This is a genomic window from Salmonella sp. 741265073_HBA (assembly GCF_046569105.1).
GTDB lineage: Bacteria > Pseudomonadota > Gammaproteobacteria > Enterobacterales > Enterobacteriaceae > Salmonella > Salmonella enterica.
In genome coordinates, this window is the sequence record NZ_JBKFRY010000014.1 from 17697 (window position 1) to 37687 (window position 19991).

Consider the following 19991-nt stretch of genomic DNA (forward strand, 5'->3'; position numbering starts at 1 on the left):
TGCGATCGGCAGGGGATTATCATGTATCACGACGTCAGCCACCTTCTCTCCCGTCTCATCAACGGCCCGCTGCCGCTGCGCCAGATTTATTTTGCCAGCGCCAGCGGCCCAGCGCCGGAACTGGCGTACCAGGTGGATTTTCCGCGGCTGGAGATTGTGCTGGAGGGCGAGCTTACTGATATGAGCATTACCGCCCCGCTCATTCCTTGCGATGTTCTCTACGTTCCGGCTGGCGGCTGGAACATCCCGCAGTGGCAAACGCCCGTCACCACCCTGAGCATTCTGTTTGGCAAACAGCAGTTAGGTTTCAGCGTGGTCCACTGGGACGGTCAGCAGCATCAAAACCTCACGAAACAGCACGTTGCGCGCCGCGGCCCGCGTATCGGCTCGTTCCTGTTACAAACGCTTAATGAGATGCAGATGCAGCCGCAAGAGCAGCAAACGGCCAGATTGATTGTCGCCAGCCTACTAAGCCATTGCCGCGATCTGCTCGGCAGCCAAATCCAGACCGCCTCCCGCAGCCGCGCGCTTTTTGAAGCCATTCGGGAGTATATTGATGAACGCTACGCCGCGCCGTTGACGCGCGAATCGGTAGCACAGGCGTTCTATATCTCGCCAAATTACCTCTCGCACCTGTTCCAGAAAACGGGGGCCATCGGCTTTAACGAATACCTGAACCATACGCGACTGGAACACGCCAAAACGTTGCTGAAGGGTTATGACCTGAAAGTGAAAGAGGTGGCGCACCGCTGCGGCTTTGTCGACAGTAACTATTTCTGCCGCCTGTTTCGCAAAAATACGGAACGCTCGCCGTCGGAGTATCGCCGCCAGTATCACAGCCAGCTAACGGAGAAATAATCCACACGCCAGTAAAGAGAATACAGTAGATAAAACGCGCATTTACTGGATTATTGTAATATCAATGCAAAAACCTCACTCCCCCACATGGCATACAACAGCACGTTATACGTTAATCATCACCAACTTGTGAAGTAAATCACACTTTACCAAGAGCATCACATTTGTCCAGTTTTTGGCAGATTTGTCACATAGCGTATCCGGGGCACGCTCCTTTATCCTGTCCATAACGAAAACTCACGAAGAGAAAGACTATGGAACTCTATCTGGATACCGCTAACGTGGCGGAAGTTGAACGTCTGGCGCGCATTTTCCCGATTGCCGGCGTCACCACCAATCCAAGCATTGTGGCAGCCAGCAAAGAATCTATCTGGGATGTGCTGCCCAGGCTGCAAAACGCCATCGGCGAAGAAGGCACTTTATTTGCGCAGACCATGAGCCGCGACGCGAAAGGGATGGTGGAAGAAGCCAAACGGCTGAATAACGCCATCCCCGGCATTGTGGTTAAAATTCCGGTGACCGCCGAAGGTCTTGCAGCGATTAAATTGCTGAAAAAAGAAGGCATCGTGACGCTGGGCACCGCCGTCTACAGCGCATCGCAGGGCCTGCTGGCGGCGCTGGCGGGCGCAAAATATGTCGCTCCCTACGTCAACCGCGTTGATGCGCAGGGCGGCGATGGCATTCGTATGGTTCAGGAGCTGCAAACGCTACTGGAACATCACGCTCCCGACAGCATGGTGCTGGCGGCCAGCTTTAAAACGCCGCGGCAGGCGCTGGATTGCTTACTGGCAGGTTGCCAGGCGATTACCCTTCCTTTAGATGTAGCGCAACAAATGCTCAATACGCCTGCGGTAGAGTCAGCAATAGAGAAGTTTGAGCAAGACTGGAAAAACGCTTTTGGTAATCTGAACCTGTAGGGGAGAAATGTATGGATCGCATTATTCAGTCACCAGGTAAGTATATTCAGGGTGCAAACGTCATCGCGCGTCTTGGCGATTATTTAAAACCAATGGCGAACAACTGGCTGGTTGTGGGCGATAAATTCGTGCTGGGATTTGCCGAAGAGACGCTGCGCAAAAGCCTGACGGATGCCGGTTTGTCAGTAGAAATCGCCCCGTTTAGCGGCGAATGTTCGCAAAATGAGATCGACAGGCTGCGCGCCGTCGCCGAAAAAAGTCAGTGTGGCGCCGTACTGGGTATCGGCGGCGGTAAAACGCTGGATACCGCCAAAGCGCTGGCGCACTTTATGAACGTCCCGGTCGCTATCGCGCCGACCATCGCCTCTACCGACGCACCGTGCAGCGCGCTCTCGGTTATTTATACGGATGCCGGTGAGTTTGACCGTTATCTGCTGCTGCCGCATAACCCGAATATGGTCATTGTCGATACGCAGATAGTGGCGGGCGCGCCGGCGCGTCTGCTGGCAGCCGGTATCGGCGATGCGCTGGCGACCTGGTTTGAAGCGCGCGCCTGCTCACGCAGCGGCGCCACCACAATGGCGGGCGGTAAGTGTACACAGGCCGCGCTGGCGCTGGCGGAGCTATGCTATAACACGCTGATCGAAGAAGGCGAAAAAGCCATGTTGGCCGCCGAACAGCACGTCGTCACGCCAGCGCTGGAACGCGTCATCGAAGCCAACACCTACCTGAGTGGGGTCGGTTTTGAAAGCGGCGGTCTGGCCGCAGCACACGCGATTCATAACGGTTTAACGGCGATTCCGGATGCGCACCACTATTATCACGGTGAGAAGGTCGCTTTCGGTACGCTGACGCAACTGGTGCTGGAAAACGCGCCGGTCGAAGAGATCGAAACCGTTGCGGCGCTGTGCCATTCCGTTGGCCTGCCGATTACGCTGGCGCAACTGGATATTAAACAGGATATCCCGGCCAAAATGCGCACCGTCGCGGAAGCCTCCTGCGCAGAAGGTGAAACTATTCATAACATGCCTGGCGGCGCAACGCCGGATGAAGTGTACGCCGCGCTGCTGGTCGCCGACCAGTACGGTCAACGCTTCTTGCAGGAATGGGAATAAGGTCTGCTTGCAATGAAAAATCCCCGCAATTGCGCGGGGATTTTTTTGCCCGGTGGGCATATGAGACGGTAGGCCGGATAAGCGTTAGCGTCATCCGGCATAAGATTTACAACAGATCGAAACGGTCCAGGTTCATCACTTTCACCCATGCCGCGACGAAGTCCTTCACAAACTTCTCGTGCGCATCGCTACACGCGTAAACTTCCGCCAGCGCGCGCAGTACGGAGTTGGAACCAAACACCAGATCGGCGCGGGTCGCCGTGTATTTCACCTCGCCAGTCAGACGATCCCGGCCTTCGAACAGCTCATTAGCGTCGTCGGTCGGCTTCCACTCGTAACGCATATCCAGCAGATTAGCGAAGAAGTCTGTACTGAGCACGCCCGGTCTGTCGGTAAAGACACCGTTCTGGCTGCCGTCAAAGTTGGTTCCCAGCACACGCATCCCGCCAACCAGTACCGTCATTTCCGGCGCGGTCAACGTTAACTGCTGCGCTTTATCAATCAACAGCGATTCGGTCGTCGACACATCCAGACGCGCACGATAGTTACGGAATCCATCGGCAATCGGTTCAAGCAGCGAGAACATCTCGATGTCGGTCTGATCCTGACGCGCATCCACCCGGCCCGGCGCAAAAGGTACGCTGATGCTGACACCCGCAGCAGCGGCCGCCTGCTCGATACCGACCACGCCCGCCAGCACAATAATATCGGCCAGCGAGGCTTTATTCGTCGTTTTCTGGAGCGCTTCTAATACCGGCAGAACGCGAGCCGCAACAGCGTTAACATCCCAGTCGCGCTGAGGCGCTAATGCCAGACGCGCGCCGTTAGCGCCGCCACGCTTATCGCCGCCGCGGAAAGTAGACGCGGATGCCCAGGCAACCGAAACCATCTCGCTAATAGAAAGCCCGGATGCAGCGATCGCCGCTTTCAGGTTGATAATGTCTTCCTGCGTTGGCTGGTAGAGCGGTTGCGGCAACGGATCTTGCCAGATCAGATCTTCTTTCGGCACTTCCGGTCCGATGTAACGCGCTTTTGGTCCCATATCTCTGTGCGTCAGTTTGAACCAGGCACGAGCAAAGGCTTCATTAAAGGCCTGCGGATCGTTAAGGAAACGGCGGGAAATCTTCTCGAACTCCGGATCAAAACGCAGCGTCAGGTCGGTGACCAGCATGGTTGGCTTACGTTTTTTCGACGGATCGAACGGGTCCGGGATGATATCCGGCGCGTCTACCGCTTCAAACTGGATAGCGCCAGCCGGACTACGGGTTTGTACCCACTCATATTTGAACAGGTTCTCGAAGAAATAGTTGCTCCACTGGGTCGGCGTCTGCGTCCAGACCACTTCCAGCCCGGAGGTGATAGCATCCGCGCCAACGCCGCTACCATAGCTGCTGGCCCAACCTAAGCCCTGCGCTTCAATCGGCGCGGCTTCCGGATCGGCCCCTACATGGGATGCCGCTGCCGCGCCGTGGGTTTTACCGAGGGTATGCCCGCCAGCGATCAACGCCACGGTCTCTTCGTCGTTCATCCCCATATTGCCAAAGGTAGCGCGAATGGCGGCGGCGGCAGAAAGTGGTTCGCCACTGTGATCCGGCCCTTCCGGGTTAACGTAGATAAGGCCCATCTCGGTCGCGCCCAGCGGCGCTTTTGCCAGCGCTTCAGGGTGTCGGTGAGTCAACCAGGCTTTTTCATCGCCCCAGTTCACATCCAGATCCGGTTCCCAGACATCTTCACGCCCGGCGCCGAAACCGAAGGTACGGAAGCCGGAGTTTTCCAGCGCCACGTTACCCGCCAGAATAAACAGGTCGGCCCAGGAAATTTTCTGGCCATATTTCTGCTTAATCGGCCACAACAAACGACGCGCCTTATCCAGGCTGACGTTATCCGGCCAGGAGTTAAGCGGCGCAAAACGCTGTTGACCACGACCTGCGCCGCCACGACCATCAATAGAACGGTAGGTGCCAGCGCCATGCCAGGCCATACGAATAAACAAACCGACATAGCTGCCCCAGTCGGCGGGCCACCACGGTTGTGAATCGGTCAGCAGCGCCTTGAGATCCCCTTTCAGGGCGGAGTAGTCTAACTTGCTAAACTCTTTGCGGTAGTCAAAGTCTTCACCCAGCGGGTTAGAACGGTTGGAATGTTGATTCAAAAGATCCACGCGAAGCTGGTTCGGCCACCAGTCGCGGCTGGCAGTCCCTGCGCCTGCGCTTCGGTCATGCCCCCCCTGATGGAAAGGACATTTTCCAGTGGATAACGTGTTATGGGTATCGTCGGTCGTGCTCATATCTCAGCTCCCTTTTAAAGTGTTACCGTTACGATATACACCAGGAGCAAATAGATATAGTTGAATTAATCCACAGATTCGATAGCTAATACCTTTTATATTTTTAGTTACAGAGATGTAGATCAATATGAGGTGTAATAAAGCTCCCGGCAGGGAGCTGGAGGTTATAAACCCGGTCTTACGCCCAGTGTGTGGCAAATGGCATAACTCATTTCCGCACGATTCAACGTGTAGAAGTGGAAATCCTTCACTCCTTCACGGCTTAAAATTTTCACCATGTCCATCGCAATGTTAGCGCCCACCAGCTTGCGGGTTTCTGCGTCATTATCCAGCCCCTCAAACATCAGTGACATCCAGGACGGAATGCGGACATTGGTCATATCGGCAAATTTTTTCGCCTGTTTAAAGTTAGACACCGGTAAAATGCCGGGAATAATTTCTACGTCGATACCGGCAGAAACACAGCGGTCACGAAAACGCAGGTAGCTTTCCACATCGAAGAAAAATTGGGTTATCGCGCGGTTAGCGCCAGCATCCACTTTACGCTTCAGATTAAGCAGATCGGCCTGCGCGCTTTTCGCTTCCGGATGTACCTCCGGATAGGCCGCTACTGAAATATCGAAATCGGCCACCTCTTTGAGCAAACCAACCAGATCGGCGGCGTACATCTCCGGCTTACCGCTGCCCGGCGGCAAATCGCCGCGCAAAGCGACAATGTGGCGGATACCGTTATTCCAGTAGTCGCGGGCAATGGTGCGCAGTTCATCGCGCGTGGCGTCAATACAGGTAAGGTGCGGCGCGGCCTCAAGCCCAGTACGCTCTTTAATGCCTTTAATAACGCTATGAGTGCGGTCGCGTTCCCCGGAGTTGGCGCCATACGTTACCGAAACAAACTTCGGTTTCAGACTGCTCAGGCGATCGATGGAGTTCCACAGGGTTTGCTCCATTTCACTGGTGCGCGGCGGGAAAAATTCAAACGAAACGTTAATCTGACCCTGTACTTCCGCCAGGCTCTGATTCAGGGCTTCCCGCTGGTTGGCGTGAAAAAAGCTCATACCTTACCTCATCAATCGCATGTTATTATTTGTTGTGTTGTAAACATCTATCCGTTTAGACGTCCAGATGTAAAAATGACGGAAAAGCAGAAGGACGTCAACTGAAAAATCACGCCAAAGAATGAGGAATATTCAGCAAAGTTGAATTTTCTTCATGTCACGCCGCGACACTGAACGCGCCGCGGCAGGGGAAATTACTTCTTCACATCCGCAACGCGCATCCCTTTGAGCTGCTCATCCGTGATGGTGTTGCCCGCCTTAAAGTAATCGACTATCGCATTCGACACATAGTAGCCGCCGGAGGTATTCCGCGCCTGGCCTTCCGTGAATGCCGCAAAACCGTCGCCGCCGTCGGCAAGGAAGCTGTTGGTAGCGATGTGATAAACCGTAGCATCGTCAATCGGCTTGCCATTGAGCGTCAGCACGGTAACCCGCTGGCCGATAGGTTTGCTGCTGTCATACTTCATCTCCAGCCCTTTAGACACCTGCAAGACGCCGTTGCTTAATCCAGCGCCATGCTCCATCAGGCTGCGCAATTGTTTACCGGTTAAATCCATCGTGACCAGTTCATTAGGGAACGGGAAGGTACTGATTACCGCCCCCATCGTCACCGCGCCAGCCGGGATTTCGTTGCGGATACCGCCAGAGTTAGTAAGCGCTAACTGGGTGTCTTTCCCCGCCGTAAAAAGCAGCGCATCCGCCGCCAGATTCCCCAGCGACGACGATTCGCCATACGCGCGGGTCAACTCAACCGGCGACTGCGCCACCGTCTGCTGCACGACTTTATCGAGCTTTTTGTTCCAGCCGTCGATCACCTGTTTCGTTTGCGGATCTGGCTTCCACTCATCAGCAAAAATGGTCTTCAGCTCGAAGTTCTTCACCGTAAACTGATGCGGCTTTTCCTGGTAGTCCAGCACCAGTTTGCCGACATCAATGCCGCCGCTGTCCGTTGAGAGGATCAGCGTATTGCCGACTTTAATCGGTTCCGGCGTACCGACATGCGCGTGGCCGGTAATCAAAATATCCAGCCCTTTTACCTGACTTGCGGTCTGAATATCTTTATCCAGCGCGCGTCGCACATCGGTATTCCCCATGCTGGACTGGCGGGCCGGGGTGCCTTCGTGGATCAGCGCGACGGTCAGATCGACTTTACCTTTAAGTTCATCAATGTAACGTTGCAGCCACTTAATCTCATCGCGTGCCTCAATGCCCACGCGCGTCGCGGCAGAAACCGTATCATTAAAAGCAAAGACACCGTGTAAGCCGATTACGCCAATCTTGACGCCATCTTTTTCAATAATGGTGTACGGCTTATCCCAGAAGGATTTACTGCTGTCCTCATAAAAAATATTGCCCTGCACGATAGGGAATTTCGCCCGGCTCAGTTGCAACAATGTATTGTCCCAGCCATGATCGAACTCATGATTACCGATAGTGGCAGCGTCATACTGCATGGTATTCAAAATATCGATAATCGCTTTACCCTTCGTCAGACTGCTGATATACGGTCCGGTAAAGTAATCTCCGGCATCAAAAAACCACGTCGCCTTATTTTTGGCTTTTTCCTGCTTCACCAGCGTAGTGATATTGGCCCAACCGCCAATATCGCGTTTACCGTCAGCAATCCACGGCACTTTATAAGGCTCCACATGGGCGTGTAGATCGTTGGTGTAAATAATGGTGACATCTTTGGCGCAGGCCCAGAACGGCAGCGTGAACAAAATACCGGCAGCAAGCAGTTTTACTTTCATAAATAAGTCCCTTTCAGTCATATAAAGATTCGCTACGTTACGTTCTGAAAGGTTTTTTTATGTGAGAGTCCTCACACCCGCGTACCGTTTTATGAAGGCAGAATCAACGACCTGCCAAAATCGTTGGTAAAATGTATGCCGCCTCTGTTCACCATTAATGCCTGCAAAAGCGCTGGTTGTCGCAATCTTGGGCTGCCTGACTCGCCGGATTATGTGTGGCCGGACTATCGCCTGGGTTATCCGGCATTGCATTGTCGAGCCTGCGGCAGTTATCCGCCGCTCTTCAACGAGGGGGAATTTCGCCGCTGGGCGTCTGCTTATATCGCGCAATATGCCAAAGAGCATGGTCACTTTTGTCCCGACTGCTATCAAAAAACATGGATTCGCTATGGACGTAATCCCGGCGGAACGCAGCGACTTCAGTGCCAGTACTGTAAGAAGGTCTGGACGCCAAAACAGCACGCGCTGAATGTCGCCGAAACGCCGGAACAGATTTGCAGTATTCCGCTGCTCGTACCGTTTCAGGGAGCGAATGCCTTCCAGCAATTGTATTTTTTATTCAGTTTTGACGCTGTTCGCGGCAATATTCTTCACCTTTCCAGCAATTTCACGTTACTTTCTGCCGGAAAGAGTTTGCATTACCACTGGAAAGGAATTGCGCCGCCCGAGGGTGAGAATGGCGATATTATTCACCGTATCGCCACTAAAGAACGGCAATTTTTGCAGCGCAGTCAGTTCGATGAGATTCAGTATGGCCCGGCGGCGCTTAAACGTAACGCGCAAGGAACAATACTTCGCCCGGTCATTACGGCGCATGGTCATTTTCGGGTGCTGAAAAACCGCTTTCCTGATGTCACGACACACATCATTGCCCATGAGTGTTTTTTGCGCGGCGCGGTCATTACGGCATGGGCGGAGCGGTTTCGCCAGCGTCTCTCCTCGCTGTGGTTCGTTGAGGAAGAGATAAACGATGACGATTACCGCGCAGAGTGGCAACTGTTAGGCAAAACATGGCAGGGATGGTGGCAAAATCAGTGGCAACTCTGGGGGCAAGGTCACAACCGCAAAATGGTCTGTTCGTTAACTGGTTCCCACTTAGAACAAGGTGTCGCCGTTAATCTGGCGGCCAGTCGCCGCTTTGTTACCTGGCTATGGCAACAACCTGAATTCCAGCAAAGCGCCCACTATTCCGCCAAACGCGTCACGCAAATTCTGTATTTGCTGACGGAAAAATATAACTCACAATGGAATCACATTTAACCCAATGATGTAATGCCACGCATAAAAAATCACAGATTATCATTCAGAAGGCGCTATAGATTTAATCACCTCACATCCTGCTTTTATACGCTGAAAAAGAATAGAACTATTTGATAAAATGGCCCTTCGTTTTAAGTTAAAATCGGCTATAAACGTTGTTCACATAATAAATATTTATTATCGATTTGAATAGTTCTATACATTCTTATTTTCTATGGAAAACAAGGGATAAATATGGAAATTACTTTACCGTCAATGTCAGATAAAAAATGGACCTGCGCCGATCTCCTGAGTAGCTATCGATTCTGGGGGATCACTTTTTTCTTTTTGGTGCTCTCTTTTATCGGTTCGCTGGGATCGTCGTATGGTGTTTATTTTTGGAGTAAATCACTGTCTATTCCAGCCGATCGTATTGGTGTTATTCTCGTTGGCGTAAATGGCCCATCTGACGTAGTCAGGCTTATCATAGCACAGCAATATTGTGTCTGACGCTTAGCGGCGAAGTCCGAACATTGCTGGCGAATGCAAACGAAAATACGGGGATACAGAGCGGCTGGGCGCTATTTTGGGCCTTGCTGTTCCCCCCTGTCGGCATAGCCATTATTCAGGCGAAGATGAATCGATTTATCGTCGCCAATGCAGAAAACGCATCTGACGAAGAATAAACAGATACCCCGGTTTGCCCGCTGCCGGATCTGGCGAAGCCGCTATCCGGCAGGCAGGTGTATTACAATAGCTGCGCCAGGCGGTTGATGTCAGACTGAATCGCCCCGGCGGTCACATCGCGGCCCGCGCCCGGCCCACGGATCACCAACGGGTTATCGCGATACCAGCGGCTTTCAATAGCAAAGACATTATCGCACGGCAGCAGCGCCGCCAGCGGATGTTCCGGACGCACCGCTTCAACGCCGACGCGCGCTTTGCCATTGGCGTCGAAACGCGCCACGTAACGCAACACCAGCCCCAATTCGCGGGCTGCTTCCAGACGCTGTACCATCTGTTCATTCAGCGCGTCGCCGTTTTCGAAAAAGTGATCGATAGACCCTTCTTCACAATGCGCCGGCACCAACGATTCTACACGCACCTGATCCGGCTCGATGTCGTATCCCGCCTCGCGCGCCAGAATCACCAGCTTACGCATGACATCTTTTCCGGAAAGATCGACGCGCGGATCGGGTTCCGTCAACCCCTGCTGCCAGGCCTGATCCACCAGATCGGTGAACGGCACCGTACCGTCAAATTGCAGGAACAGCCAGGATAGCGTCCCGGAGAAGATCCCGCTGATCGAGAGAATCGTATCGCCGCTGTCAATCAGATCCCGCACCGTGTGGTTGATCGGCAATCCCGCGCCCACGGTGGCGTTATACAGCCAGTAACGCCCGGTTTTTTCAAACGCGTCATGAATCTGGCGATACTTATCGCTGGCGCTTGCGCCCGCCAGTTTATTGGCGCTAATCACATGAAAACCGTGGCTGGCGAAATCCAGATACTGATCGGCCAATTGCTCGCTTGCTGTCACATCCAGCACCACTAAATCATCATACGGATGCGCACGCATCCACAGGAACAGCGACTCTTCGTCCTGCTCAACGGCTTCATCATCAAAGAATGCCAGCGCGCGGCTGGCGTCCAGCCCCTCATAATTCAGCAGGCTACGGCGGCTATCCACCACGCCCGCCAGCACAAATTCAAAACCAGTACGCGCGGAAAGCGTGCTTTGTTCACGGGCAAACAGTTCAAGCCAACGGGAGCCGATGTTCCCCTTACCGAACAGCATCAGGCCAATGCGTTTTTCGGCACGGAAAACCGACTGATGCAGCCCCTGAATCAGGCTCTCAGTCGGGCCGGTACGCAGGACCGCCACCAGACTGATGCCCTCCTCCGACTGCCAGGTAAATTCCACTGGCTGACCTTTCAACTGCTGCCAGAAGCGATGGCAGTGTAGCGGATTGCGAGTAACGCCCGCACCGACCATCGCCACCAGCGCCAGCCCCTGCCGCAGGCGCAATTCGCCCGGAAGCCCGACATCGTCGAGGAGTTTCAGTACGCTATCCGCTACCTCGGCGGTATAGCAGAACTGCAATAGCTGGCGATCGCGATGCACGCCCACCGCCAACGGACGCGCCTGCGCCCGTTTTAAAATTTGGTCGAGCTCTTTATGCGCCAGCCTGAAATCCTGGCTGGCGGGCACCTGAAACTCAATCAGACAGATATCATCGTGACTGGTCACGATACGCGCGCCCGTCCCGGAAGCCAGCACACGTTCAATGCGCGTGGAGCCTTGATCCGGCGTGTAGCTACAGCGCAACTGGAGGTCAATATCGCTGCCGGAAACCGGCTGTAGTGTGCGGGCGTGCAGAACAGGCGCCGCCAGACGCGCCAGCTCGCTGGCTTCGTCCAGACGCAGCAACGGCAGCAGGCAGGCATCTTTCACTTTACGCGGGTCGGCGCTATAAACGCCCGCGACATCGCTCCAGATGGTCACGCGGGAAACGCCCGCCAGCGCGCCGATTTGCGTGGCGGAATAGTCGGAACCGTTCCGGCCTAACAGGACCGTTTCGCCGTCGTGATTGCGGCTGATAAAGCCGGTCACGACCAGACGTTTGCCAGGATGCTGCGCCAGTAGCTGTTGCAATAAAGGATAAGATAGCCCTTCATCAACCTGCGGCTGTGCGGCGCGTTCGGCGCGTAAAAATGCGCGCGCGTCCAGCCAGGCGGCATCCAGACCCTGGTGATTCAGGACGGCGGACATCAATCTCGCCGACCAAATTTCGCCGTGTCCGACGATCTCAGCATAGACGGCATCCGTTACGCCGCCGTCGAGCAAGGCGGCAAGACGTTCCAGATCGCTGATAAAAGCGCTGGTTAAGTCATCTGCCGCGTCGGCGGGAAGCAGCCCGCTAATCAGATCGCACTGGTAGCGGCGTAACGTCTGTAATACCTGATGCGCAGAAAGGCGATCGGTCTGGCTTAACTTGAGCCAGCTAATCAACTGGTTGGTGGTACTGCCTGCGGCGGACACTACCATCATATCGTCAGGCTGCGAATACTCCGCCATAATGCCTGCGACACGCAGGTAACACTTCACATCCGCCAGACTACTGCCGCCAAATTTATGCAGTTGACGACCTTTCGCCCCTGCCTGCGCAATCACACTCATGTTTACCCCTTGTTTGCAGCCCGGAAGCCATTTTCCAGGTCGGCAATTAAATCTTCGCCATCTTCAATACCGGTGGAGATACGCAGTAGCGTTTCGGAGATCCCGGCGGCGGCACGCGCCTGCGGCGACATACCGGCATGCGTCATGGTGGCGGCGTGAGAGATCAAACTTTCCACTCCCCCTAAAGATTCCGCCAGCGTAAACAGCGACAGCCCGCCCAGAAAACGACGCAGCGTCTCCTCATCCCCATCCAGTTCAAAACTCAACATTGCGCCAAAGCCTTTTTGCTGACGCGCGGCAATCTCATGTCCCTGATTTTCCGGCAGCGACGGATGATACAGTTTTTTCACCAACGGCTGGGTTTGCAGGTAATCCACAATCGCCTGCGCGTTGCGCTGCGCCAGCTCCATACGCGGCACCAGAGTTCGCAAACCACGCAGCAGCAGATAACTATCAAACGCCCCGCCCGTCACGCCAATATTATTCGCCCACCACGCCAGTTCAGTGACCATTTCCGGATCTTTAGCAATCACCACGCCGGCCACGACATCCGAATGACCGTTGAGATATTTCGTGCATGAATGCAACACCAGATCGGCACCCAACGCCAGCGGATTTTGCAGCGCCGGGCTTAAAAACGTGTTATCAACGACGCTCACTGCGCCCGCCTCGCGCGCCAGCCGACAGATTTTCGCAATATCCACCACGCGTAACAATGGATTACTTGGACTTTCTACCAGTACCAGCTTCGGTTTTTCTTCCAGCGCCGCCTGTAAGGCGCGTTCATCGCCCTGATCGACAAACCGCACACGATAACAGCCGCGTGTCGCCAGACTGTCAAACAGACGATAACTGCCGCCGTAGCAATCATGCGGCGCGACCAGCAGATCGCCCGGCTTGAGGAAAACGGTGGTGACCAGATGAATCGCCGACATGCCGGTATTCGTCAATACCGCGCCCGCGCCGCCTTCCAGTTCCGCTAATGCGCGCTGAACCACATCACGCGTGGGATTACCGCGGCGGGAATAATCATGCGCGCGCGGCTCATTGAAACCGGTAAAGTTATAGGTACTGGAGAGATGGATTGGCGGCACAACGCAGCCGTATTGCTCGTCGTCGTTTAATCCGCTACGCACTGCGATAGTGGCCTGTTTACGCGTCATATGAAGATATTCCTGGCTGAGTCGGTGAAAGTCAGGCCACAGATTAACCACTACCACAATAGACGTCAATACATCTGGACATCTAAACTTCTTTGCGTATAGATTGAGCAAACCGCAAATAGCCGTTAAAATTATATGCATTAGCGCACATCTGCGACCGCTAACTTCGTGTCAGGGCCGCGCCACTACGGTAAACTACGCGCGATTATGGTCCGGGCTCAGGTTCAGACCTCAATATTAATGACGAAGAGGATTAAGTATCTCATGGCTGAATGGAGCGGCGAATATATCAGCCCATACGCTGAGCACGGTAAGAAGAGTGAGCAAGTCAAAAAAATTACGGTTTCCATTCCTCTGAAGGTGTTAAAAATCCTCACCGATGAACGTACGCGTCGTCAGGTGAACAACCTGCGCCACGCCACCAACAGCGAGCTGTTGTGTGAAGCATTTCTGCACGCCTTTACCGGGCAACCCTTGCCGGATGATGCCGATCTGCGAAAAGAGCGCAGCGATGAAATCCCGGAAGCGGCAAAAGAGATCATGCGTGAGATGGGGATTGACCCGGAAACGTGGGAATACTGATAGCAAAGCATGCGGTCAGAACGCCTCTGGCCGCGCTTTTTTAACGATTCCCTTGTACACGGCTATCTCCGACATTTTTCTAAATGTTCATCTTCCCGAATAGCCCTCGGTGGATAAATTTGTCAGACATGATAAGTTTCTCTTCGTTATTTTCCTGAAAAAAATTCCCGGCATGCCATAACCGATATAATTTTACTATATTTAAACTTCCAATCTTTATTTAAAGTTTCACGTAGCAAAGCGCACATGAATAATAATACACCACCATATATTTACTGAACAAATAGTATAACGATGAGTATTGTTAAAAAGACCATGGACACCTCATATTTGTGACCAACATCATTATTCCCCTCCGCGGATTGTTTTACTTTTTTAAATGTTTTTTCATCTCCAACAAATAAGAAAGTTAATATACATTCAACTTATCGATAATATCGAATGGGGAAATAAATATGTTATTTACAAGGAAAGTCTTACCTGTATTATGCTGCCTGTGTTTGAGCGGCAGCGTTTTGGCCTCAGGCGTTTTAGACCCAAACAGGCCAATGGTCGCATCAGCAGATGTCATTCCAGTACATGAAGGGCCATTAGGTATGGTCGATGTCGCACCCTACGGCGGCGTTTTCCCATTAACAGCAATCATTAATAAAGCCAATCATAATGTACAGGACGTGAAGGTTACCGTTTTAGGGAAAGGGGAAAAAGGTATCCCGATCAGTTATGATGTCGGCCCGCAGGCTATAAATACCCATGACGGCATACCTGTATTTGGCTTGTATCCAGATTATGTCAATAAGGTTAAAGTTGACTGGACTGAAGAAGGTAAAAAACAAACTTATACGTGGTCCATTTACGCCGCACCGGTATCATTACCCTCTACTACCGGGCAAACTGCCGTTCTTCCTACAGTAGAACCGGTTAAAGTCGATAGCTCGCTTAAAAATCGCTTATATCTTTTTAACCATATAACAGGGATGCCAAGAACCGGCCACATTATGCATGTCGCAGGCGGCGCGGCGAACTGGGATTATACCGGTATCAACTGGATTAGCGATACGAATGGCGATGTTCGCGGCTATATGAATATTGATAAATTCCGTAACCAGGATGATATAACGCGCTTTGGTTCCATGATGAGCTTCCATCAGGTTAACGATGGCAATCTTATTTTTGGCCAGGGTCAACGTTACTTTAAATATGATTTCTTAGGCCGCGTTATTTCCGATAAACGACTGCCAAAAGGATTTATTGATTTTTCGCACGCCATTACCGAAACGCCGAAAGGCACCTACCTGCTGCGTGTCGCAAAAGAAAATTATCCATTAAATGGTAAATACACCATCAATACGGTGCGTGATCATATTCTTGAAGTTGACCAGAACGGCGATACCGTCGATTACTGGGATCTGCCAAAAATCCTCGCCCCCTATCGTGACGACGTTATTCTGGCGATGGATCAGGGAGCGGTATGTTTGAGCGTCGATGCCGAACATTCCGGTCAGGTCATGACCAAAGAGCAGCTTGCAAAGCAACCCTTCGGCGATATCGCGGGTTCCGGCCCGGGCCGCAACTGGGCGCATGTTAACTCCGTCAGCTACGATCCTCGCGACGACAGCATTATCATTAGCTCGCGCCACCAGTCTGCCATCATCAAAATTGGTCGCGATAAAAAAGTGAAATGGATACTTTCCGATCCATCCGGCTGGAAAGGCGAACTGGCGAAAAAAGTGCTGAAACCCGTAGACAGCAACGGTAAACCGCTGACCTGCGAAGCGCACCACTGCGACGGTGGATTTGACTGGACATGGACACAACATACCGGTTGGTTAGTGCCATCCAAAAGCACCGGAGGTAAAACCGTCGTGACCGCCTTTGATAACGGCGATGCGCGCGGCATGGAACAACCGGCCATGCCGTCAATGAAATATTCCCGCGGCGTGGAATATCAGATTGACGAAAAAAATATGACGGTTTCCCAAATGTGGGAATATGGTAAAGAGCGCGGTTTTGACTGGTACAGCGCCATTACTTCCGTCACGGAATATCGCCCGGAAACCAAAACGATGTTCATGTACTCGGCTACAGCGGGAATGAGCGGTACAAAACCGATCGTTTCCGTTCTGGATGAAGTCAAAGACGGTACTCAGGATGTGATGCTGGAGCTAAAAGTACACAGTAACCGTGCCGGTATGCTGGGTTATCGGGCGCTGATTATCGATCCAGAGCAGATGTTTAAAAAATAAAGCGAGATAGTAAAAGTAAAACAGGCGGAAGCTAACTTCCGCCTGAATGGTTAAAACGTATTGTAGTTATGACATTCGCTTTATTACCCTCGAAGAGGAATGTAAAAATATCAATGGATTACCAATCCGGTACCGACCCGATAAGCGCTGCGTCATTAGACAAACGCCACAACATACCGCGCCTTTACTGGTGATATGTCATGAAAAATCTCTTTATCGCCTGGTTAAGTTTATTGCTATATGGCTGCACAACCTTTCCACAAGCCGTAAAACCTACGACAGGCGGACATCCCTCCCCGACGGAAATCTATATCGTCAGTCATGGCTGGCACACGGGAATTATTGCGCCGGCCCATGATGTTAATACCGTTCTGCCACAGCTTAAAAAACGGTTCGTTCAGGAGGCGCAGTGGTATGAAATCGGCTGGGGCGATAAGGGCTTTTATCAGTCACAAGAAATAACCACCGCGCTTACGCTCCAGGCCATGTTCTGGTCATCCGGCGCGGTTATGCACATCGTAGCCTTTTCCGGTAAACCAGAACGCTATTTCGCCGGTAGCGAGATAAAATCACTGCTCCTGCACACAAACCAGCGTAACAGTCTGATGCGCTATTTGGGCCGCAGCTTTGCGCGTGACGAAGAGGGTAATCTGATTCCGTTAAAACAAGGAATTTACGGCGATAGCCAGTTTTATGCCGCGAATGGCCGCTACGGCATACTCAATACCTGCAATAAATGGACAGCGAAGGGGCTGGAAAGCGCGGGACTGACTATAAATCCTTCGTTAAAACTCACGGCAGGAAGCGTAATGAAAGCGATTGCGGATCACAGAATGTGTCTGAACAAATACTGTTATCCCTAGAAAACAAAAAAAGCGCCCTGCGGCGCTTTTTTTTCTGGCAGTAACTTATTTGCTGCCAGGGATGCTGAAGCGCTTGTTGAAGCGCTCAACACGACCACCGGTATCAACAACACGCTGCTTACCAGTGAAGAACGGGTGGCATTTGCCGCACACGTCCAGGTTCAGGTCGTGACCCACGGTAGAGTGGGTTTTGATAACATTACCGCAAGAACAGGTTGCAGTAATTTCTACGTAATTCGGGTGAATACCTTTTTTCATGGGGAACCTCAGTGTAAGGCCGCGTCGCTCTTCCAGCCCTAACGCCAGACACCACGCGAAGTTAATAGTAAAGGGTTTGATGCTCACAACACGCACCAAAGGCGGCGAATCATACAGAATTTGACCACCGTATGCAAACTGATCCGCGCTCCCTTATCGTAATGTGTATACTACCCGACGAAATTTCAAGTCAGGAAGATGCTATGTCCGTCGCGCACGTTGCCTTGCCCGTTCCGCTTCCCCGAACCTTTGATTACCTGCTGCCGGAAGGCGGGGTCGCCAAAGTCGGGTGCCGCGTGCGCGTGCCGTTCGGCAAGCAGCAAGAGCGCGTGGGCATTGTCGTCTCGGTTAGCGACCACAGCGAATTGCCGCTCGATGAATTAAAATCGGTCATTGAAATCCTGGATAACGAGCCAATCTTTTCTCCCTCCATCTGGCGCTTACTCCTCTGGGCGGCGGATTACTACCACCATCCCCTCGGCGACGTTCTGTTTCACGCTCTGCCGGTTTTACTGCGTCAGGGAAAACCAGCCAGCAACGCGCCCCTATGGTATTGGTTCGCCACCGAAGAGGGGCAAGCCGTCGACATCAACAGCCTGAAACGCTCCGCCAAACAACAACAGGCGCTGGCGGCGCTACGGCAAGGAAAGATCTGGCGCTATCAGGTAGCCGAGCTTGATTTTACTGACGCCACGCTGCAAACGCTGCGGCGTAAGGGGCTTTGTGAGCTTGCCAGTGAAACGCCCGCGTTTACCGACTGGCGGGAGCGTTATGCCGTCGCAGGAGAGCGCCTGCGGCTGAATACCGAACAGGCGACAGCAGTCGGCGCGATTCACAGCGCGTCGGACGGTTTCTCCGCCTGGTTGCTGGCAGGCGTAACCGGTTCCGGCAAGACCGAAGTGTATCTGAGCGTGCTGGAAAACGTCCTCGCCCAGGGCAAACAGGCGCTGGTGATGGTGCCGGAAATCGGCCTGACGCCGCAAACGATCGCCCGTTTTCGCGAACGTTTTAACGCGCCGGTGGAAGTGCTGCATTCCGGGCTAAACGACAGCGAGCGTCTTTCGGCATGGCTGAAAGCGAAAAACGGCGAAGCGGCGATTGTCATCGGCACGCGCTCCTCGCTGTTTACGCCGTTTAAAAATCTTGGCGTGATTGTCATCGACGAAGAGCACGACAGCTCTTATAAACAGCAGGAAGGGTGGCGCTACCATGCCCGCGATTTGGCTGTGTATCGCGCCCATAGCGAGCAGATCCCGATTATTCTCGGCTCCGCCACCCCAGCCCTGGAAACGCTATGCAACGTGCGGCAGAAAAAATACCGGATGCTGCGTCTGACGCGGCGCGCAGGCAATGCCCGTCCAGCCCTGCAGCATGTGCTGGATTTAAAAGGCCAGCGTCTTCAGGCGGGACTGGCGCCCGCCCTTATCGCCCGTATGCGCCAACATCTCCAGGCCGACAATCAGGTAATTTTATTTCTTAACCGCCGGGGATTCGCGCCCGCGCTGCTTTGCCACGACTGCGGCTGGATTGCGGAGTGCCCGCGTTGCGATCACTACTACACGCTGCACCAGGCGCAGCATCATTTACGCTGTCATCACTGCGACAGCCAGCGTCCGGTACCGCGTCAGTGCCCCTCCTGCGGCTCCACACATATGCTACCGGTTGGGTTAGGGACGGAACAGCTGGAGCAGGTGCTGGCGCCCTTCTTCCCCGGCGTGCCGATCTCACGAATCGACCGTGATACCACCAGTCGTAAAGGCGCGCTGGAGCAGCATCTGGCGGAAGTTCACCGCGGCGGAGCGCGCATTCTGATAGGCACACAAATGCTGGCGAAAGGCCATCACTTTCCGGACGTCACGTTGGTGGCGTTGCTGGACGTCGATGGCGCGCTTTTTTCCGCAGATTTTCGTTCGGCGGAACGCTTCGCCCAGCTCTACACTCAGGTTTCCGGCCGCGCCGGGCGCGCGGGTAAACAGGGCGAAGTGGTGCTCCAAACGCACCATCCTGAGCATCCCCTGCTGCAAACGTTACTGTATAAAGGCTATGATGCGTTTGCGGAGCAGGCGCTGGCGGAACGGCAAACGCTCCAGCTTCCGCCGTGGACCAGCCACGTCATTATTCGCGCAGAGGATCACAACAATCAGCAGGCGCCCGTCTTTCTCCAGCAGTTGCGTAATCTGATTCAGGCCAGCCCGCTATCAGACGATAAGCTGTGGATCTTAGGTCCGGTTCCGGCCCTCGCGCCAAAACGCGGCGGCCGCTATCGCTGGCAAATTTTACTTCAGCATCCTTCACGGATTCGCCTGCAACACATCATCAGCGGCACGCTGGCGTTGATCAATACGCTCCCTGAAGCGCGGAAAGTTAAATGGGTTCTGGACGTCGATCCGATTGAAGGATAGTCCTCACGATGCGAGGCGGATCGTAAAATTAAAGATCCATCACACTTTTTATGAAAATTCTGTAACCGCTTCCA

Annotated in this window: 14 protein-coding genes and 1 pseudogene; 9 read left to right on the forward strand and 6 right to left on the reverse strand. The window is 53.3% G+C overall.

Annotation, left to right across the window (positions count from 1 at the left end; translation table 11 throughout):
- Nucleotides 1-21: 21 nt before the first annotated feature.
- The 3 genes from ACLD3P_RS17545 to ACLD3P_RS17555 all read left to right on the forward strand — a co-directional run bounded on the left by ACLD3P_RS17545 (nt 22) and on the right by ACLD3P_RS17555 (nt 2890).
- Entirely contained in the window at nt 22-858 is an 837-nt protein-coding gene (locus ACLD3P_RS17545; protein WP_000274595.1) for a helix-turn-helix transcriptional regulator, read from the forward strand.
- A gap of 254 nt (nt 859-1112) precedes the next feature.
- Nucleotides 1113-1775 carry a fructose-6-phosphate aldolase gene (fsa, locus tag ACLD3P_RS17550; protein WP_000424866.1) on the forward strand — a complete coding sequence of 221 codons (663 nt, stop codon included), beginning with the start codon at nt 1113-1115 and terminating at the stop codon, nt 1773-1775.
- 11 nt (nt 1776-1786) lie between these two features.
- Nucleotides 1787-2890 (forward strand): glycerol dehydrogenase, encoded by a 1104-nt coding sequence (locus tag ACLD3P_RS17555; RefSeq protein ID WP_000374038.1) that lies wholly within the window; start codon nt 1787-1789, stop codon nt 2888-2890.
- A gap of 106 nt (nt 2891-2996) precedes the next feature.
- On the opposite strand, the gene katG is transcribed toward ACLD3P_RS17555, so the two are convergent.
- From katG to ACLD3P_RS17570, 3 genes are all read right to left on the reverse strand, one after another.
- Complete coding sequence (gene katG, locus ACLD3P_RS17560) at nt 2997-5177, reverse strand: catalase/peroxidase HPI (RefSeq protein ID WP_131046849.1); 2181 nt, start codon at nt 5175-5177, stop codon at nt 2997-2999.
- A 164-nt stretch (nt 5178-5341) separates the two neighbouring features.
- The gene (gene metF / locus ACLD3P_RS17565; RefSeq protein WP_000007508.1) at nt 5342-6232 is read right to left on the reverse strand and encodes a methylenetetrahydrofolate reductase; all 891 of its coding nucleotides are present in this window, start codon (nt 6230-6232) and stop codon (nt 5342-5344) included.
- Between the two features lie 194 nt (nt 6233-6426).
- Nucleotides 6427-7983, reverse strand: a complete 1557-nt coding sequence (locus ACLD3P_RS17570) for a bifunctional metallophosphatase/5'-nucleotidase (RefSeq protein ID WP_183052843.1) — start codon at nt 7981-7983, stop codon at nt 6427-6429.
- Between the two features lie 135 nt (nt 7984-8118).
- Between ACLD3P_RS17570 and ACLD3P_RS17575 the strand changes: the two genes are divergently transcribed.
- Nucleotides 8119-9243 carry a cytoplasmic protein gene (locus ACLD3P_RS17575; protein ID WP_316988030.1) on the forward strand — a complete coding sequence of 375 codons (1125 nt, stop codon included), beginning with the start codon at nt 8119-8121 and terminating at the stop codon, nt 9241-9243.
- 234 nt (nt 9244-9477) lie between these two features.
- Nucleotides 9478-9908, forward strand: a pseudogene (locus ACLD3P_RS17580) (hypothetical protein).
- A gap of 62 nt (nt 9909-9970) precedes the next feature.
- Here the strand turns inward: ACLD3P_RS17580 and ACLD3P_RS17585 are convergent.
- Both ACLD3P_RS17585 and metB read right to left on the reverse strand, forming a co-directional pair.
- Nucleotides 9971-12403, reverse strand: a complete 2433-nt coding sequence (locus tag ACLD3P_RS17585; RefSeq protein WP_411006551.1) for a bifunctional aspartate kinase/homoserine dehydrogenase II — start codon at nt 12401-12403, stop codon at nt 9971-9973.
- A gap of 2 nt (nt 12404-12405) precedes the next feature.
- On the reverse strand, nt 12406-13566 hold the full coding sequence (gene metB, locus ACLD3P_RS17590; protein ID WP_000197211.1) for a cystathionine gamma-synthase: 1161 nt from the start codon (nt 13564-13566) through the stop codon (nt 12406-12408).
- Between the two features lie 264 nt (nt 13567-13830).
- Between metB and metJ the strand changes: the two genes are divergently transcribed.
- From metJ to ACLD3P_RS17605, 3 genes are all read left to right on the forward strand, one after another.
- A complete protein-coding gene (gene metJ, locus ACLD3P_RS17595; protein WP_000852811.1) occupies nt 13831-14148 on the forward strand; it encodes a met regulon transcriptional regulator MetJ in 318 nt (105 codons plus the stop codon).
- Between the two features lie 455 nt (nt 14149-14603).
- A complete protein-coding gene (locus tag ACLD3P_RS17600; RefSeq protein ID WP_411006550.1) occupies nt 14604-16394 on the forward strand; it encodes an aryl-sulfate sulfotransferase in 1791 nt (596 codons plus the stop codon).
- A gap of 200 nt (nt 16395-16594) precedes the next feature.
- Entirely contained in the window at nt 16595-17257 is a 663-nt protein-coding gene (locus ACLD3P_RS17605) for a TIGR02117 family protein (RefSeq protein WP_220538418.1), read from the forward strand.
- A 45-nt stretch (nt 17258-17302) separates the two neighbouring features.
- Here ACLD3P_RS17605 and rpmE read toward each other — a convergent pair whose 3' ends face one another.
- Nucleotides 17303-17515 carry a 50S ribosomal protein L31 gene (gene rpmE, locus ACLD3P_RS17610; RefSeq protein ID WP_000715284.1) on the reverse strand — a complete coding sequence of 71 codons (213 nt, stop codon included), beginning with the start codon at nt 17513-17515 and terminating at the stop codon, nt 17303-17305.
- 203 nt (nt 17516-17718) lie between these two features.
- Between rpmE and priA the strand changes: the two genes are divergently transcribed.
- On the forward strand, nt 17719-19917 hold the full coding sequence (gene priA, locus ACLD3P_RS17615) for a primosomal protein N' (RefSeq protein ID WP_411006719.1): 2199 nt from the start codon (nt 17719-17721) through the stop codon (nt 19915-19917).
- Nucleotides 19918-19991 lie beyond the last annotated feature (74 nt).

Excerpts from the sequence above, each read along its gene's own strand:
- metB (WP_000197211.1), bottom strand. The coding sequence starts at position 13,566 with ATGACGCGTAAACAGGCCACTATCGCAGTGCGTAGCGGATTAAACGAC.
- fsa (WP_000424866.1), top strand. The coding sequence starts at position 1,113 with ATGGAACTCTATCTGGATACCGCTAACGTGGCGGAAGTTGAACGTCTG.
- ACLD3P_RS17555 (WP_000374038.1), top strand. The coding sequence starts at position 1,787 with ATGGATCGCATTATTCAGTCACCAGGTAAGTATATTCAGGGTGCAAAC.
- rpmE (WP_000715284.1), bottom strand. The coding sequence starts at position 17,515 with ATGAAAAAAGGTATTCACCCGAATTACGTAGAAATTACTGCAACCTGT.
- ACLD3P_RS17605 (WP_220538418.1), top strand. The coding sequence starts at position 16,595 with ATGAAAAATCTCTTTATCGCCTGGTTAAGTTTATTGCTATATGGCTGC.
- ACLD3P_RS17575 (WP_316988030.1), top strand. The coding sequence starts at position 8,119 with ATGCCGCCTCTGTTCACCATTAATGCCTGCAAAAGCGCTGGTTGTCGC.
- ACLD3P_RS17570 (WP_183052843.1), bottom strand. The coding sequence starts at position 7,983 with ATGAAAGTAAAACTGCTTGCTGCCGGTATTTTGTTCACGCTGCCGTTC.
- metF (WP_000007508.1), bottom strand. The coding sequence starts at position 6,232 with ATGAGCTTTTTTCACGCCAACCAGCGGGAAGCCCTGAATCAGAGCCTG.
- katG (WP_131046849.1), bottom strand. The coding sequence starts at position 5,177 with ATGAGCACGACCGACGATACCCATAACACGTTATCCACTGGAAAATGT.
- priA (WP_411006719.1), top strand. The coding sequence starts at position 17,719 with ATGTCCGTCGCGCACGTTGCCTTGCCCGTTCCGCTTCCCCGAACCTTT.
- ACLD3P_RS17600 (WP_411006550.1), top strand. The coding sequence starts at position 14,604 with ATGTTATTTACAAGGAAAGTCTTACCTGTATTATGCTGCCTGTGTTTG.
- metJ (WP_000852811.1), top strand. The coding sequence starts at position 13,831 with ATGGCTGAATGGAGCGGCGAATATATCAGCCCATACGCTGAGCACGGT.
- ACLD3P_RS17545 (WP_000274595.1), top strand. The coding sequence starts at position 22 with ATGTATCACGACGTCAGCCACCTTCTCTCCCGTCTCATCAACGGCCCG.
- ACLD3P_RS17585 (WP_411006551.1), bottom strand. The coding sequence starts at position 12,403 with ATGAGTGTGATTGCGCAGGCAGGGGCGAAAGGTCGTCAACTGCATAAA.